The 16,946-nt window shown below is 46.8% G+C and carries 14 protein-coding genes; 1 reads left to right on the forward strand and 13 read right to left on the reverse strand.

The window, feature by feature from the left end; all coding sequences use genetic code 11:
• Nucleotides 1-62 precede the first annotated feature (62 nt).
• From OB236_RS03425 to OB236_RS03440, 4 genes are all read right to left on the reverse strand, one after another.
• Entirely contained in the window at nucleotides 63-1,247 is a 1,185-nt protein-coding gene (locus OB236_RS03425; RefSeq protein WP_262682749.1) for a TolB-like translocation protein, read from the reverse strand.
• A gap of 43 nt (nucleotides 1,248-1,290) precedes the next feature.
• Nucleotides 1,291-2,166, reverse strand: a complete 876-nt coding sequence (locus OB236_RS03430) for a carbohydrate ABC transporter permease (protein WP_262682750.1) — start codon at nucleotides 2,164-2,166, stop codon at nucleotides 1,291-1,293.
• Nucleotides 2,167-2,196: 30 nt separating this feature from the next.
• Nucleotides 2,197-3,132 carry an ABC transporter permease gene (locus OB236_RS03435; RefSeq protein ID WP_262682751.1) on the reverse strand — a complete coding sequence of 312 codons (936 nt, stop codon included), beginning with the start codon at nucleotides 3,130-3,132 and terminating at the stop codon, nucleotides 2,197-2,199.
• A gap of 99 nt (nucleotides 3,133-3,231) precedes the next feature.
• Entirely contained in the window at nucleotides 3,232-4,863 is a 1,632-nt protein-coding gene (locus OB236_RS03440; protein WP_262682752.1) for an extracellular solute-binding protein, read from the reverse strand.
• 274 nt (nucleotides 4,864-5,137) lie between these two features.
• On the opposite strand from OB236_RS03440, the gene OB236_RS03445 reads away from it, so the two are divergent.
• The gene (locus OB236_RS03445) at nucleotides 5,138-5,938 is read left to right on the forward strand and encodes a helix-turn-helix domain-containing protein (protein WP_262682753.1); all 801 of its coding nucleotides are present in this window, start codon (nucleotides 5,138-5,140) and stop codon (nucleotides 5,936-5,938) included.
• A gap of 74 nt (nucleotides 5,939-6,012) precedes the next feature.
• Here the strand turns inward: OB236_RS03445 and OB236_RS03450 are convergent, their stop codons facing one another.
• The 9 genes from OB236_RS03450 to OB236_RS03490 form a co-directional block, all read right to left on the reverse strand.
• Nucleotides 6,013-6,942: a dihydrodipicolinate synthase family protein gene (locus tag OB236_RS03450; protein WP_262682755.1), complete on the reverse strand. Its 930-nt coding sequence runs from the start codon at nucleotides 6,940-6,942 to the stop codon at nucleotides 6,013-6,015.
• 29 nt (nucleotides 6,943-6,971) lie between these two features.
• Nucleotides 6,972-7,814, reverse strand: a complete 843-nt coding sequence (locus OB236_RS03455) for a carbohydrate ABC transporter permease (RefSeq protein WP_076229480.1) — start codon at nucleotides 7,812-7,814, stop codon at nucleotides 6,972-6,974.
• Nucleotides 7,815-7,816: 2 nt separating this feature from the next.
• Entirely contained in the window at nucleotides 7,817-8,755 is a 939-nt protein-coding gene (locus OB236_RS03460) for a carbohydrate ABC transporter permease (protein WP_262682757.1), read from the reverse strand.
• Nucleotides 8,756-8,796: 41 nt separating this feature from the next.
• Nucleotides 8,797-10,104: an ABC transporter substrate-binding protein gene (locus OB236_RS03465; protein ID WP_262682758.1), complete on the reverse strand. Its 1,308-nt coding sequence runs from the start codon at nucleotides 10,102-10,104 to the stop codon at nucleotides 8,797-8,799.
• A 26-nt stretch (nucleotides 10,105-10,130) separates the two neighbouring features.
• Complete coding sequence (locus OB236_RS03470) at nucleotides 10,131-11,837, reverse strand: type 2 periplasmic-binding domain-containing protein (protein ID WP_262682760.1); 1,707 nt, start codon at nucleotides 11,835-11,837, stop codon at nucleotides 10,131-10,133.
• Nucleotides 11,838-11,961: 124 nt separating this feature from the next.
• The gene (locus OB236_RS03475) at nucleotides 11,962-13,386 is read right to left on the reverse strand and encodes a helix-turn-helix domain-containing protein (RefSeq protein WP_262682761.1); all 1,425 of its coding nucleotides are present in this window, start codon (nucleotides 13,384-13,386) and stop codon (nucleotides 11,962-11,964) included.
• Nucleotides 13,379-15,133 (reverse strand): sensor histidine kinase, encoded by a 1,755-nt coding sequence (locus tag OB236_RS03480; RefSeq protein WP_262682762.1) that lies wholly within the window; start codon nucleotides 15,131-15,133, stop codon nucleotides 13,379-13,381. The genes OB236_RS03475 and OB236_RS03480 overlap by 8 nt, the downstream gene beginning before the upstream one ends.
• Nucleotides 15,134-15,355: 222 nt before the next feature.
• Complete coding sequence (locus OB236_RS03485; RefSeq protein WP_262682763.1) at nucleotides 15,356-16,114, reverse strand: ABC transporter ATP-binding protein; 759 nt, start codon at nucleotides 16,112-16,114, stop codon at nucleotides 15,356-15,358.
• 40 nt (nucleotides 16,115-16,154) lie between these two features.
• Nucleotides 16,155-16,937: an ABC transporter ATP-binding protein gene (locus OB236_RS03490; RefSeq protein ID WP_262682764.1), complete on the reverse strand. Its 783-nt coding sequence runs from the start codon at nucleotides 16,935-16,937 to the stop codon at nucleotides 16,155-16,157.
• Nucleotides 16,938-16,946: the final 9 nt, after the last annotated feature.

Raw genomic sequence — 16,946 nt, forward strand, 5'->3', positions numbered from 1 at the left:
AAAAAAGACTGTCCCAAAGTCATCATTCTGACCTTGGAAACAGCCTGTCCTTACCTAATCGATTATTTAAATACGTCGCTGACATCTACGGTATAAATATGACGATTCCCTTCATGCGTGGAGTCAAACGATAGCGCGGTTCCGGCCCTGTTCCACCTTGGATGCAAATCGCAGCGGAAATCTCCGTTAATATGAGGGTAGGAATAGAACGAACCGAGCGTCACACCCTTCCTGTTGACCAAATCATATACATACAAATGACGATAGCTGTCCTCATCGGGGTAGCTATCATACAGCATAATAGTCCTGTCCGGCGAATAGGTGCAGTGGCCATCCCTCAAAAAGTACTGCTGATCCAGCAGCGTAACCTCGTGTGTTTGATCCTTCAATTCATACAATTGAACACCTGCTGTCGAGCCTTCCAAGCCACTCGAATAAATCACGAGATGCTGTGGATCACGCCAATGATAATGGGATGCGTAGGCATAATCGGACAACAGGAATAGATCAGAGCCATCATGCTTGGCTGTCAATATCGCCGTTTTCCAACTTTTACCATTTATAGGAAAGTTCCTTACCAAACAAACGAATCGGGTTCCATCTGTATTCATATTGATGTGATTAATCATAATCTTCTGATCTTCGCCTGCAAAATAGCTCTTGGTAAAGTCCCAAATTTCCTGTAAGGACAGCACCAGCTTGCTAATGCCTGTATCCAACTCAATCCGGAATATTCCGTCCTCCTCTGGATGAGGCATATCTACGAACGGATCGGGAGTCCCCTCATAGCCATAGCCCGGGCGAAAATCATACATCCGGAAGAAATTAACGCTCAACGCATATTTCCCTGTCGGATCGACATTCACTACAGGCCGCTCCAAAAATCTTGACTCCCTGGTGTGGACATTCATCACCACGCCTTTAATGCCATCATCCGTCTGCTGATTGAAAATAATTTCATCATTTGGGGCCAGCGGATGCCACTGCAGCATCGTTCCCTGTTGAAAATTCCAGGCTGTCGTTTCCGCAAGCGGGATTTCCTGACCAGTCTCCACGTCAATCATGCCTAGTTCGGCAATATCCTCGCTTGTCTGCAGGCGATCCCAAAATTTCACTTTTGTATACAAGTGATAACGGTCATTCCCGCTCCACGACGGATTATCATAATAACCGTAAAAGTAATGCCCTTCACTATTCGTTAATCTGTGTACATCCACCGACAAATTTTTGATTTTCTCTATCTCCATTTGTAAAGCCTCCGTCTCCTCATGGTTCAGCATGAAACGCTGTCTATTCTTTCAAAGCTCCAATCAATACACCTTTTACAAAAAAGCGCTGCACGAACGGAAATACAAGCAATAACGGCGCTATAGCAGCCACCATAACGGCGAATTTCAGCGTTAGCGCCACCAGCACACGGCCGTCACTGACGTCCCCCATCATATCCGTGTTCTGATCGAGAATAAGAATTTCTCTTAAATACACCTGAAGCGGGAACAAATCACGCTGACGCAAATAAATAAGTGCGTTAAAATAGGCGTTCCAGTGCCCTGAGCCATAAAATAAAGCGATAACGGCAATAATCGGCTTCGATAGGGGCAAAGCAACCTTTTGGAAAAAAGTGAATTCGGTTGCGCCATCTACCTCGGCAGCATCGCGCAGCTCCTGGGGAATGTTCATTTCAAAAAAGGTTTTGGTAATCAGCAAATTCCAGGTCGTCACAGCACCCGTGACAATCAGCGCGAGTCGCGTATCAAGCAGTCCCAGTGACTTGACGATCAAATAAGTCGGAATCATGCCGCCGTTGAAAAATAAAGTAATCACAATAAAAAACATGATCACCTTTCTTCCCGTCAACTCCTGGCGCGATAAGGCATAAGCAGCCAGCAGGGTTACCGTTACGTTCAAAGCCGTACCGCAGACGGTATAAATGATGCTGTTGTAATAGCCCAGCCAGATCGTACCCGTGGACAGCAGCAGCTTGTAGGCACCCAGCGTAAAACCGACTGGAACGATCAGCATCGGATTCGCTATAACCTGAGCCGGATCACTGAAGGAGGCTGAAATAATATACAGAAACGGATATATGAACAAGACTGCGGTTAGTACCAGCAGCACATAAATGGCCACATCCGTCCCGTTTGTTTTTTTTGATATACGACTCATCTTACATCCACCCGCTTTCAAGAGATTCGGTTACCATAGAGAATAGCCGCTGAGTCGCCGGGCCAACCGATTGCACACAATAATAAAGACGAACGTCAGAAACGAATTGAACAAACCTACGGAGGAAGCAAAGCTGTACTGCTGCTGCTCCAGACCGGCTCTATATACATAGGTGCTCAGCACATCTGCCGTTTCATAGGTAGCAGAGCTGTAGAGCAGGTACACCTTCTCGAAGCCTACATCCATCACGCGCCCAAGATCGAGCAGCAGGATCGTAATAATCGTCGGCTTGATGCCTGGAAGCGAGATATGCCAAATTTTATCCCACCTACTTGCTCCATCCATTTCTGCGGCTTCATACAGGCTCGGACTGATCCCGGTCAACGAGGCAAAATAAATGATCGAGCTCCAGCCAACCGTCTGCCATACGCCTGAAGATACATAAATCGTCCGAAACCAGCCTGGATCACGTAAAAAGTCAATTCGCGTGCCGCCCAACAGCTCAATAATTCCGTTAACAAATCCTGTCGAAGGCGACAAAAAGTTGACAATCAAGCCCGCTACAACGACCGTCGAAATAAAATGTGGCAAATAGCTGACGGATTGGATCACATTGCGAAATTTCGAATTTTTCACCTCATGCAGCAGGATCGCAAACACAATGGGAATCGTAAACCCGAACACAATCGTGTATAGACCGATAAGCAGTGTATTTCGAACCAAACGGAAAAAGTAGATGGAATCGAAAAAGGCTTGAAAATGCTTGAAACCAACCCATGGACTGCTCGTCATTCCTTTAAAAGGATTATAGTCCTGAAAAGCAATCAGCGTGCCGTACATCGGCGCGTAATGAAATAATAAATAATAGATAGCAGCTGGAGCGATAAACAGATACAAGACCAGGTTCCGCTTCATTTTATTTCGCATCCACATACCGGATTTGCGCTGCACTGCGGTATTTCCCAAGATTGATGCACCTCCCAGGCTCACAGGACCTGCAGGAAGGAACGATCCTTCCTGCACTTGGCCTGAATTCACCCTATTTACGTTCGTATGGTTGCTGCATTACTTAAGCACAGCGATGAATCGGGCATAAGCCTTGCCATACAACTCAGCCAGCTTATCCGAGCCGATCTTTTTAAGTCCCGCCTGGAAGGCGTCATATTCACTGAATGGTTTCTTCCCGCGAATAAAAGCATTCATATTTTCATCGATATACGTGTTAATATCTCTTTGAAGCGTTTGCACCTCGTTCAGCTCCTCCTGGGTAAAGTGAAGCGCAGGAACCTTCTTCTTGCCTGCGTACTGTACGGCCAGTGCGTTGCCTTTCTTTCCTTCGTCGCTGAGCGTAGCCAAATAATGCTCAGGAATTTGTGCGGAAGGCCAGCCGCTGACATAGCCGACATACGTATTCAGATATCCGAGAATATCAAGCTTCGGATCGTTCGCCACCTTATCTGTATAGGTGGGTACACCGTCCTTCATCGTGTACGTATCACCTTCCGTACCGAAGTACAGCAGCATAGCTCCTTCCTTGGAATAGAAGTAATCCATCAGCTTCGTTAGCTCTACCGCATTTTTGGTTGTGCTGGAAATGGACACGCCACGGCCCGGATCGATTTCATTATGTCTACCGAGAATATTGCGTTCCCCTGTTGGTCCTTTGGGAGCGGCTAGTGCATTAAAGCCCGGAGTTTTGCCCGCACCCTGCAGCATTTTGTTATATTTGGTCAGGTAACCGGCATTCGAGCCGTAGATGAAGCCGGACTGCTCATTCATAATTCTGCCGTCACGCACATCACCTTTCATTTTTTCGTATTCAGGGTCCAGCAATCCCTCACTGAACAGCTTGTTCAAATATTGCAGGGCATCCTTGTAACGCGGATCGGTCGGACCGTATTTGATTTTGCTGTCCTCGATGAAGAAATCGTCGGTGCTGTTCGGACCACGGCTGCCTACGCCAAACGCCCAGATAATCGGGTTCGGATTGTCGGTGAACGGAATCTCATCCGCCTTGCCATTTCCGTTCGGATCCTTTTCTTTAAACGCTTTCAAAACCTGATACAATTCATCCGTCGTATCCGGCGCCTTCATCCCAACCTTTTGCAGCCAATCCCCGCGGATCATATATCCTGCAAACGCTTGCGTACGAGGGTCCAGCAGCAGCCTCGGGAAGAAATAAATATGCCCATCAGGTGAGGTGATTTGACCTTTTACCGCTGGGGTGCTATCCAGAATCTTTTGGAGATTAGGCGCATTTTTCTTAATTAAATCCTCCAACGGCTGTAGTGCGCCTTGACGGCCGTACTGATCAGCCAGCAGTGGATCGATATGTCCGATAATATCTGGAATTTTACCTGAAGCCATGATCAGGCCCAACTGCTGCTTAAATTCATCTGCTGCCGGGGCGGCTGTCGTTTCCCACTTCACGGAAATGTTCGTTTTCTTCGCAATTTCCTTCCACAGGATCTGATCGCTATAGCTGCTGACCCCCGTTGAGCCCGGTGCAGGTATAAAATCAGTCCAGCCTGTAACCGTTAACGGTTTATCGGTAATCATCGTACCTGTGCCTGCTTGAGGTGCAGCAGTGTCCCCAGGCTTCGCAGCAGGCGGATTGCTGCTTGTGCATCCAGCTAATACAGTTGTAGTTGAAAATAGTAGCGTCACGACTAACAGAGCAAACTTTTTAGTAGACATGTTCATCCTCCTCATAATGATTAAGCAACTCCCCATTGACCCCTGATTGTGGTTTGATCAAGATAGCGTTTACATGAAAGACTCTGTATCACTTCCCTTTGCACATTTAGACGCGTTTGAAAAAAGGTTGTATAATCACGCTGTTTCACATTGGATGTGGCGTGTCTTGATAGTTAGATTATATATGGTTTCAATCAAACCCACTATTGACAATCAGATCAATTATTTGTATATTTCGCTCATATCGTTTTTTAGCGGGAGGTTGCTTGGAGATATGGAAAATAATGAGAGCTTTATGGTGTATAACGTTGCTGAGCCTTATCAGGAGGTGAATTTTTACAACCGCGCCCAGAATTGGTTTATGCCTGAGCACCATCACACCTACTACCAGTTTATTTGGGTGATTGACGGGACTTTATTGTTTACGATAGGCGGAGAGGAATATTCCTTAACACGTGGGAAGATTTGTATTACACCTCCGCTGCAGCCGCATTCATTAAGATCGACCACCGGTTATTGTCAGTTCGGTATCAATTTGCAAACACCCAAGGATGCCAAGGGTATGATTGGCCTGCTTGATGCCTACATTCCGGAATTTATCATTATCGATTACTCGCATAATCTCGATCTTCTGCCTGTACTTGAGAAGGAATCCAGAGGGTTTACGAAGCTGTCGAAAATCAAAATTGCCAATATTTTGGACGGCATTATTGTTTCCTGCGTGGAAATGATCATGAATGGCAACGAAGTTAATTTCAAAAATCATTTGTTAACGTTTTTGAATAAAAATTTGAATCAGAAAATTACATTGAGCGATGTGTCCAAGGAGCTTGCGATTAGCCAGTCCCATTTGGAGCGGCTTGTGCGGAAGGAATTTGGCTGCGGCGTGATCGATCTCTATAATCAGCTTCGAATTAATAAGGCTTGCTCTTATCTGAGTGCTTCCTACTATACGATCGAAAATATATCCGAGCTGCTCGGCTTTTATGACACCTCCCACTTTTCCCATTTTTTCAAGCAAAAAATAAAAATGACGCCAACCGAATATCGCAAGTATAAAAACTGGACCAAATAGCTACAGGGCGTTTTTAATCGAAAAAAGAGCCGATGCCATGAACGATGCATCAGCTTGTGCAGGTATAGATTCAACTAATTTAAAATCGTTTGTGTCACATATTGATTGAACTTTCGATACTGCTCCACTTCACGCTCATGTGTAACTTTAAAATCTGAAGCTTTTTTCGTGCGAGCCTTCAAGGTAATATCAAGTCCCTCCAGCTGTAAATAATAGCGGGTTGCAATATGATAATGTCTGCCCTCAAACAAGCACGAGGCACCCAGATAGTTTTGGATCAATTCAGCCTTTTCAGGCTCCTTGTCCCAATTGTCCGTCAACCATGAATACAGATTAGGCTGGAACGTCGCCAGCATACCGCTGTATCCCGCACCACCTGCTTGCATCGTTTCAAGCACATGCGGATTATTGGCGACAAACACTTTAAGAGGCGTGCCCTCTGCGGCTTTGATCTTAGCTTTGATCTGTTCAATATTGTTGCTGCATTCCTTCATGAAGCCGAACCGGCCCGTTTCACCGCACCATTTCATTAATTCCGGAGACATCAGCCTATGGTAGGGATTAGGACATTCATATAAACCAAAATCCACATCTGGGAATTGCGCCAATATTTTCTCGGCATTCGCCTTCCATACTTCGTCGTCCTCATGCTCTTGAGCGAGGCGGTTCGTTACCAGCACAAAAGCGTCCACACCCGTTGCCGATATTTGTTTAATTTCCTCCAGCTGCTGCTGAAACGATTCGGATACGTGCCCGGATGCCACAACAGGTACTCTTCCAGCCGCCTTCTCTTTGACAAAACGTGCAACCTCTATCCGCTCTGCCAATGAAAGCTGAACCATGTCACTCGATTGGCAAACGGCAAACAATCCATGGACGCCATTTTTAATATACCAATCTATTAATTGCTCAAGTGCGTTATAATCAACCTCATTGTCTTTCGTATACGGCGTTAGCATAACCGGCCAAACGCCATTAGGTACTTCCTTCGCTTTTACACTCACTTTAACTCCGCCTCTCATATCAATTTTAATTAACCTTTAATTCCTGTTGTTGAAATACCCTCCACAAAATATTTTTGCAGCGAGAAGAAAATAATCAGGCTGGGCACAAGCGCTAGCACCGACATCGCAAACAGAGGTCCCCATGCCGATTCTCCTGATGAATCCATGAATAGTCTTAAACCGAGTGGAACCGTGAACAGCTTGGCCGAGTTCAGATACAGCAGCTGCGTGAAAAAGTCGTCCCACGTCCAGACAAAGGTGAACAGGGCGGTCGTAATCAGCGCTGGCGTGCATAGCGGCATAATAATGCGCCAATAAATCTGGAACGGCCCGCAGCCATCGATTCTTGCCGATTCATCCAGCTCCTTGGGAAGTCCGCGTATGAACTGGATCATCAAAAAGATGAAAAACGCTTCGGTTCCGAGCCACTTGGGAACAAACAACGGGAAATACGTATCGATCCAATCCAGATTGCGGAACAGCACATACTGTGGAATGATCGTCACATGGTGCGGCAGCATAATCGTCATCAACATCAGACCGAACCAAAACTTTTTCAGGATGAAGCCCATTCTGCCAAAAGCAAACGCCGTCAGGGATGTGGACACCAGATTGCCGATTACACACAAGGCACATACGATAAAAGAGTTAATAAAAAAGGTGCTGAATTTGTTTTTGGCGAATCCCGCCCAACCGGTCGTGTAATTGGTTAATGTAAACTCGGTTGGCCACAGACCCGGATCAGAGAAAATCAGATTACTGGGCTTAAATGAGCTGGCAATCAGCCAGGCGATCGGATACAGCATGATGACACCGAGCGAAACAATTGCAAAATGAAGCAGCCAAGCCCGATTTCCGAGACGATCAGTCATTGTCAATTACCTCCATCCCCGTAATTTACCCAGTATTTGGATGAGAGGAAAATCAGTGCGGTGAAGATCGAAATGATAACCAGCAGCACCCACGCCATTGCAGAAGCATATCCCATTTGAAAAGAAGTAAATCCCTTCATATACAAATACAGGGTATAAAATAACGTCGAATCGATCGGTCCGCCCGTGCCTCCGCTAATGATGAACGCCTGCGTAAATGATTGAAATGCTCCGATGATCTGGATCACAATATTAAACAGCAATACTGGTGTAAGCAGCGGGATCGTAATATTGAAGAACTGGCGAATTTTCCCTGCTCCATCCACTTTGGATGCCTCGTAATACTCATAGGGAATTTGCTTCAGCCCGGCCAGAAAAATAATCATTGAAGAACCAAACTGCCAGGCAGCCAGCATCGAAACCGAATACAGCGCATATTTGGGATTAGCTACCCAATCCGGCCCCTGATAACCGAACAGACTGAGCATAACCTGGTTGACGGCACCGTCTGCGCTGAACATTTTGCGCCACAGCACGGAAATTGCTACGCTCCCCCCAAGCAGGGTCGGGATATAATAAAGCGTACGGTATATCCCGAGTCCTCTTAGACCCATATTGAGCAGCATGGCAATCGCCAGCGCAAAAGCAAGCTTGAGTGGTACGGATGTAAATACAAAGGTGAACGTTACCTTCAAAGCATTCATATAATGGACATCATTTGTGAACATAGTCCTGTAATTGTCCATTCCGATCCATTCCGAGGGCTTCAGCATGTCATATTTGGTAAAGGATAAATACAGCGAGCTGAGCATCGGCCCGAGCGTGAGCAGGAAGATTCCAATCAACCATGGCAGGAGAAAAAGGTAAGCAGCACTATTTTCCTTCCAAAGCCTCCGCAGTTTGTGCCCTCGCCCCTTATCCGTAGCAACAATCGAATTCAACACGGTTCCTCCTCATACAGATTTGATCATCACGCTATCGCTTATTTCTTGACCGATTTTTCAAAGGCATCTACAACTTCCTGTGCAGCCTGATCAATGGTCGCTTTTTTGAAGTAAACCTTTTGCGAGGAGCTGACAACGGCATTGCCAAACTCGGTACCGTTAGGGAGATCCTGATCCTTAGGTCCAGCTTTGGAAATATAATTTTCAAAATACGCGTAGAATTTTTTCTCTGTCGGATTCAGTGTCTGCTTCATCATGTCACGTACGGCTGATGAGTTGGGAATACCACGTTCACTGCCCAGAACCTTGGTTGCTTCCTCATCATTAATGAAGAAATTAATGAACATGGCGGCTTCCTTCGGATGCTTGGATGTTTTATTAATCGTCCAGAATTGGCTGGGGTGAACCCACAATCCATTTTTGGCTCCTGGTCCGCCGGACGGCAGTGTTGTAATCTGCAGCTCATCCTTCATCCCGTTTTGAAATGCCGTTAATTGATTCAGCCAACTCATCAGAAATACGGTTTTGCCTTTTGGGAATATGGAGGTGTCTACGGACAGATCGGTAAAAGTCGCCGATTCTTCCGGCGTTGGAAGCAATCCTTCACTGCGCATCCGGTCCCACATCGTGTACCATCTGACCACATCCGCTTTATCGAAGCCTGCCTTGCCGTCCTTGTAAATGGTTTTGCCGGTTTGGCGCAGGAAATAATTCATATAAAGCGAATATCTTGATTGATCGGCAAATGCATAATAGCCGGGTCCCAGTGCTTTAACTACTTCCTTCCCATAAGCTTCATACTCTTCCCATGACAATGTATCCTTAGGAGGCTCCATGCCTGCTTTCTTAATCAGATCCGCATTGTAAAACAATCCGATTCCATTTGTACCCAAACTGATGCCATAGAACTTTCCATTGTCTTTGCCCGGCTCCAATAAAGCAGGATCAAATTTATCGAGATTGATTTCTTTGCTGGTCACATAGGGTGTAATATCCAAGGCTGCGCCACGGGCCACCAAATCGGTAATGCCCCCGACATTAATTAAATCAGGAGCGTTCCCTCCGGCAATCTGGGTATTCAGCTTGTCGGAAAACCCGTCAGTGCCTGAGTATTCCGCATTAATTTTAATGTTCGGATATTTTTTCTCGAACAGCTCAATGACTTTCAATGTGCGCTCGTGGCGTCCTGCTGTTCCTGACCACGTTGCGCGCAGCTCCACCTTTTCATTTTTATTATCCTTGACAGGGGCAGTACCTTGACCCTCCGTCTGTGGATTCGAGCAAGCGGATAACGCGACCAACACTATGGACAACAATCCAAATACAAGCTTTTTCCCATTCTTCACAGCTAATCCCCCTTGTCATATCGTTATTATCGATCTACGGACTTTTGTATTTCCTTTGTAATCGTCTCACCGCCCAGCTGGTTCCACTGCTGAACGAAGCTATCGAAGCTATCTAGTGGCGCACTGCCGATTATAATTTGGAGAAAGGTTTCCTTTTCCAGCTTTTCGAGCGCAGCCCACCTCGTTTCCATCGTTGTCGTCAAGCCGTAAAATTCGCTGTACACTTTATCCATCGGGGTGTCCACGATAACCTTGGCACCGTATGCCCTCGCATGGGCGCTGACCCAGGCATCGAGGTTTTTCTTCGGGTGCTCGCGGTCAATGATCATGTTTTTGTAGCTGCTCTGATATTGAGGCGCAAGCTTATCCAACTGATTCCTGCCCTCCATAACCTCCAGCACAGCCTTGTAGGAACGCTGCACGGAATCGGTATAATCCAGCAGCAAATCAAAGGGATAATAATGCCTGGGCTGTACATGGTTAGCTTCCTTGTAGGTTTTCAAGGCTTGCAGAGCCGGATCCATATCACTGCCATAATTGGCTATATAGCTGTCTACCCGCTCGTATTGCGTGAATTGATTCAGTAAGCGTACGACGGCTTCCGGATTCGGATACCCCTTCCTGACCACAAGATAACGGTCCGTAATCGGAGCCATATGGGTGACGAATTTTCCACTATTATCAAGCGGAGCGGCAAAAGCTTTCCATTCTGCTGCCATATCCTTTTTCACGGATTCCCGTAGAGGGCCGCTCGGCGCATACCAGGGGCCAAAGAAAATACCGGCCTTATTATCGGCAATCGGTTCGTTAGGGTCCTGACGCAGAGCAAATTCAGGATCAATAATGCCAGCCTTATACCACCCTGCCAGCATTCCCAGTGCCTGCTTCGTTTCCGGGGCGACCGAGCCGTAATAGATGTTCCCTTTACGATCCTTTAACCAGTTTTTTGGAAATGATCGGTAGGCGCCAAATACGGAATCCAGGCCATTCATATTCGGTCTTGCACCCCATACGATCACTTTATCTACCGGAATCCCTACCGTATCCGATTTGCCATTGCCATCCGGGTCTTGTTCTATAAAAGCCTTCGCGATGGCGGCAATATCGTTTAACGTTGTGGGAGCGGGCAGCTTCAGCTTATCCAGCCAATCCTGACGTACCCAGACGAGTGACGGGCTATCCGCTTCAACCGCAATGTTGGGTAGAGCCATCAGCCTTCCACCGAATGTAGCATCTCTTGTCGCACGTCCTTGGGATGAATCATACATTGCTTTTACAAGCGGTGATGCGTATTTGGGAAACACCTCCGTCATATCAGCCAACATATCGCGATCAACCAGAGCACGCAGCTGTTGACGATCCACGACCATCGCATCCGGCAGATCGTTCTCGGTAATCGATACGTCCAGCTTGTACCTGTAAGCATCGCCTTCATTCCTGACCTGCCAGCTGTGCACAACCTGTATACCAGTCTTGCTCTGGAAGTAACGGGACCAGGGATTGTCATCATAGTTATCGCCCTGAGCCAGCCTTCCAGCTTCATTAGGAATCGAAAAACCGATCCTCAGTGTGATGGGTACCTTGTATTTGCCAAAGGCCAGGTCTTCTCCTTTCATTTCACCGTCTTGGCTTACCTTGTCGCTCAGTTCCGCACGGTTTGGTGTATGATCGGGGCTGCATGCCGACAAAGCCAGCATCGTCGCTAATATTAAGGAAAACGGCTTCACTTTCATATAGGTCCCCTATCTACTGTGCTGATCCTTGCTTGCTTTATCATCATACTAGATCCAACCCTAGCAGCGGGATAGAAAGCGGTATCATAACATGGATTTCTCGTCCACACTTTGTGAACGAAATTCAACCCTCATCGAACCATTTTCCCTTTCGGGCCATTCGATACTCGGTTGGCAGCAGACCTGTTTTGTCACGAAACACCCGGCTAAAATATTTATCGTCGCTAAAGCCAACAGCTGCTGCGATTTCGTAAACGGCCTTGTCACTGGATTCCAGCAGCCTTTTGGCCTGGTCTACCCGCAGGGCTCGTAAATAGTCGCCAAACGATTCTCCTACCAGCTTCTTGAAGCATTGGCTGAAATAGCTGCGGCTCATATTCACTTCCTTGGCAACCGCCTCCTGAGTCAGATCGCTTCCCAGATTATCGCGCATCAATTGAATAGAACGGATCAGGCTTGTCATCACTTCCGCCGTTACAGACAGCTCGTAGGTTTTCAGCTGTGCATAAGCAGACAGCTCTGCCGTCCAGCTTCTCCACTCATACCAGTACTGATTTTTCTTTATCGCCGCGATGAGCTGTGGAGCGTTCTTGTGCCAGTGAAAAAGCGGTTCCCAATCGGTTAATAACCGCTGCATGGACAGACGCAGCTGATTGAAGTCAGGGTGGACAGCTTCAGTTTCCTCCAGCAGCCGCTCCCATTCGGATTTATTCAAAGCCCATCTCAGATGTACCCAGTTCGTTAAGCAGGACTCTACAGCGTGAGTCCGATTGCTTCCATACCGCCGCTCCAGATCGGCCAAGGTTGTTCGCATCAAGCCGGTTCCGGGTCTTACCGTATAGAAGACTCTGTTATGCAATGCCTGCGCGAGTAATCCGGACACGTTCTCAATCGATCGTCCTTCCAGGCCTGTTATGTACATCCCCTGCCATCGACGCAGCGCCATGCCTTCCACCGTTTTCACTAACTCATCATAGGAATACGACTGGCGAAGCGGCAGCGACCACAAATCCGGTGCAATCTCGATAATCCGGTTCTTACGGATAAAGGGCTGCTGAAGCAGCTCGGAACCAGGGGGTACCTCATCCAATGAGCAAAATACAATGGCGGCATGCTCAGTATAAATTTGAGGATGAACCTCTGCCTGCCGATCCATATGGTATTTCTCCTCGGTATGAATCCGCTCTACGATCCGGTCGATGGTTTGCTCCAAATTTTCCATGTCCAGCAACGTTTTGACCAAATAATCAATAGCTCCAAGCCGCAGCGCATCCTGAATGAAATTAAATTCGTGGTGGCACGTAAGGACGACCGTCCATATTCGGCGGGGCAGCAGATTCACCTGCTGAATCAGCTCGAAGCCCGACATCCCTGGCATCGTAATATCGGTAATCAGCAAATCGATATCCTGAGTTTTCAGCATGTCCAGAGCCGTCTTGCCGTCCGCCGCTTCCCCTATAATGTCAATCCCGCGGGATGACCAATCCAGCATCGAAATAAAGCCTTTGCGCACCAGTCTCTCATCATCTACGACTATCGCTTTAATCATCAAAATCCTCCTTAGACTTAATCGGAATGTCGATACGGATAACCGTGCCTCTATCGACTACACTGTCGATCGACATCCTGCTCGCATCGCCGTAATATCGTTTAATGAGACGGCTCACATACTGCAAACCGATCCCCAAACCTCTTTTTAAATTTTCATTGCTTTCAGCCAGCAGCTTGCTGAGCGTCGCATCGTCCATACCCTGACCGTTATCTGTTACTTTCAATATGAGCCCGTCCGTATCATTCTTATGAATCGAAACTTCAATATAATTATTTCTTTCACCATTGCCATGATAGATAGCATTTTCCACCAACGGCTGGAGCAGGAACCTTGGCATCGCTACATGGCTGACATCTGAATCCACCTGCAGCCGCAAATCAAATTCATAATCATAACGAATACGCTGCAGCTCTATATAGTTGTTCAGCGCATCGACCTCCTCCTGCACCGTGACAATCATGCTTTGCTTACCGAGATTGTAATGCAGCACCTTGACCAAGAGCGTGACCAATCGATCAATCTCTTTTTGACCGTTCATTCTGGCCAGCCATTGGACCGTGTTCAGTGTATTATGCAAAAAATGCGGGTTGATCTGGGTTAACAGCTTCTCGACCTCCAGGCGGCTTTTTTCCCTGCCACTCTCCTCAATTTCGGCGATCAGCACATTGATCTTCTGCTTCATTTCCTGAAAATTAATTAAGAGGTGGTCGAATTCCTCGACCCGTGTGAATTGAACGGGAGCATTGCGGTTCTCTGCCATATAAATAATTTCTTTATTCAGCTTTTTCATCGGCTTATACACCGTTCTCCAAATAATGAGCGCAAGCAGCAGCGCAAACAGGGTCGTCGCTACGACAAGCAGCGCAATCTTGGTCAGCCACGCATAAATCTCATTATTGAAGGCCGTTTTCTTGACGGCAATAACGAGCTGCCAGCCCTGCTCACTCATCGTATGAAACAAAATATAGCCTTTGTATTCGCTCTCGTTATCTATCGCCTGTAGAATAGGCACACTGTCCGCTTCCGTGAACCCTTTTTCATTTTCCATGTAGGTAACCTCCCCCCGCGCATTGATCAAAAGGTGGGAAACCTCGATACCATAAGTTTCATTATTTAAAATTTTGCGAAATAAATTATAATTAGTTTCCAGATACACATATAATTCGAGGTTCTCCTTCGTTTCCAGCCTGCGGAGCGAGGAAAAAACAATATTATCGCTGCTCTTGTACATTGTTTTGTGCGGACCGTAATATACGGCACCCTGATATTCGGTAAAATGCGGCAGCGTTGTGATGGATCGGCTCGAATCCACCTGTAAATTCTCAAATTTGTACGGCTGATCGGAACGAGGATCATAATAGAACATCATTCCCAGATTCAGATTCGTATAGCTGATCATATTGATCTTGTCTTTAATGCTTGCCCCCATGTTTGCTTTGTCATAAAAATCGCCTTGAGTAGAATACAGTTGTACATCATTTACTATTTTCCCATCTATTGCAAGTTGTTTGGAGGCAAAGTCCAGATTATTCAGGACATTCTCGAGACCGATTCGTTCCTGCTTGAGGGTGGAATAAATCCCATTTTTGATTTTATTTTCAAGAATCGAATAAATACTTCCATAGGTAATAACCGTCAGCAGCAGCATAGGCATCAGGCAGGCTATAAGCAAATAAATGACCAGGCTTCGCTTGAGTGATTTTGAGGTTAAACGTGCCAGTACATGTCCTGCCTTTATCATCATATCCTTCCCTCCTATCATCTTTAATCTTGTTGGACAAAAGTCCCCTTTCTATAATGGTTATCGTAGTGGTAGTTTTTTTAAATGTCAACGATAAAACCATTTCATCCTGAAACCCGTGTACATAAACAAAAAACAGCTATCATCGGATAAGAATCCGTTATGACAGCTGTCTACAATTGGTGAATCGGGTAACCGATGCGATGATCTACAATAATCCATATATCAATGGTGCCAATGCTGGCCGAGCAGCTTAACCGCACCCAGAAGCGATGCTGTATACGGATGTTGGCTGGAATTCAGCAAAGCTGATTGTATAAGCTCCACCATCCGCCCATCCTTCATGACCAACACATCCTCACACAAGCTTGGAACCAGAGAAAGATCATGGGTAATAAATAGAAGTGATAATTGCTGCTCCGCTTGCAAGGACTGCAATAATTCAATGATGGTATGCTGATGAATCACATCCAGATTGGATACGATTTCATCACACACAAGCAGCTTTGGCCTCACGATTAATGCTTTGGCGATACAAGCCCGTTGATATTGTCCACCGCTTAAATGACTCGGAACCGAGCTTAACAAAGGTTGCGGTAGCCCGACCTTGGCTGCGTATTCGTGCACAAGCACCTTTCTATCGTTTTTCCTGAGCTTGGTCAAATGGCACAAAGGCTCCTCTATGCTTTGGAAAATGGTCATCCGTGGGTCAAGTGAGGCCGCTGTGTTTTGGAATACAAACTGGATTTGCTGATACCAGCTCTTAAATTCAGCTGTCTTTCTCTCCGGTGCTGGCACCCCATTGAAAAGAATCCGGCCGGATGTCGGACGCTCCAATCCCATAATGATTCGGGCCAGTGTGGACTTTCCGCTCCCGCTCTCGCCGACAACCGCCAGAGAACGACCTGTTTGCAAGGTGAAATGAATATCTTCAAGAATCGACTTAAACGCGATCCGCTTGCTTATATGCTGGATGTCTAGCATGACTTATAAGACCTTCTCCTTTGGTTCCTCTTATACAGCCTTAGGTTATCATGAATTTCGAACGGTACTCCCACAGGATTCGGGTGTATTCTTGCCGGGGGTGCTTTATGACATCCTGTGCGTTTCCTTGTTCGATAATAGTCCCTTGAACCATCACGGCAATGGTATCTGCGATGTAGTTGGCGATTAGCAGATCATGGGTAACGAGAAGCAGGCTCATCTCACTCTCGGCAGTCAGCCCTCGCAGCAGAGTAAGAATGTCAGCTTGTGTGGTCACATCAAGAGCACTTGTCGGTTCATCAGCGATCAACAGCTCCGGTCCAAGCAGCAGGGCCATCGCAATCATCACCCGTTGATTCATGCCTCCGCTTAATTGATGAGGATAACGCTTCATCAGTATATCCGCTGGCTTTAAACCAACCTTGTCCAGCATCCGGCAGGCTTGTCGTTCGGCCTCAAGCTTCGTAATCGAAATATGGCTTCTCAGCAGATCAACCAGCTGCCTGCCGATAGGAATAGCGGGATGCAGCGCTTGTTCCGGGTGTTGAAAGATGATCCCGATTTGCTTGCCTCGAATCCGCTGCCACTCCCTGCGGGTAAAGGGAACGGTATTCGTACCGTTAAATAATAGCTCTCCCGTGAGATGAAGCTGATTCGGGAGCATGCCCAGCATCGCTTTGAGCGTTAATGTTTTCCCGCTGCCGCTTTCGCCAATCAGACAAAACGTCTTGCCTGTATGTAAAGAAAAGCTAATGTCCGACACCAGCGTTTGAAGATCCTGACTAGTAATGGACAGCTTTTTCACTTCAGCTATAACCGCCACCTGCACCCT

The sequence above is a fragment of the Paenibacillus baimaensis genome (assembly GCF_025567575.1).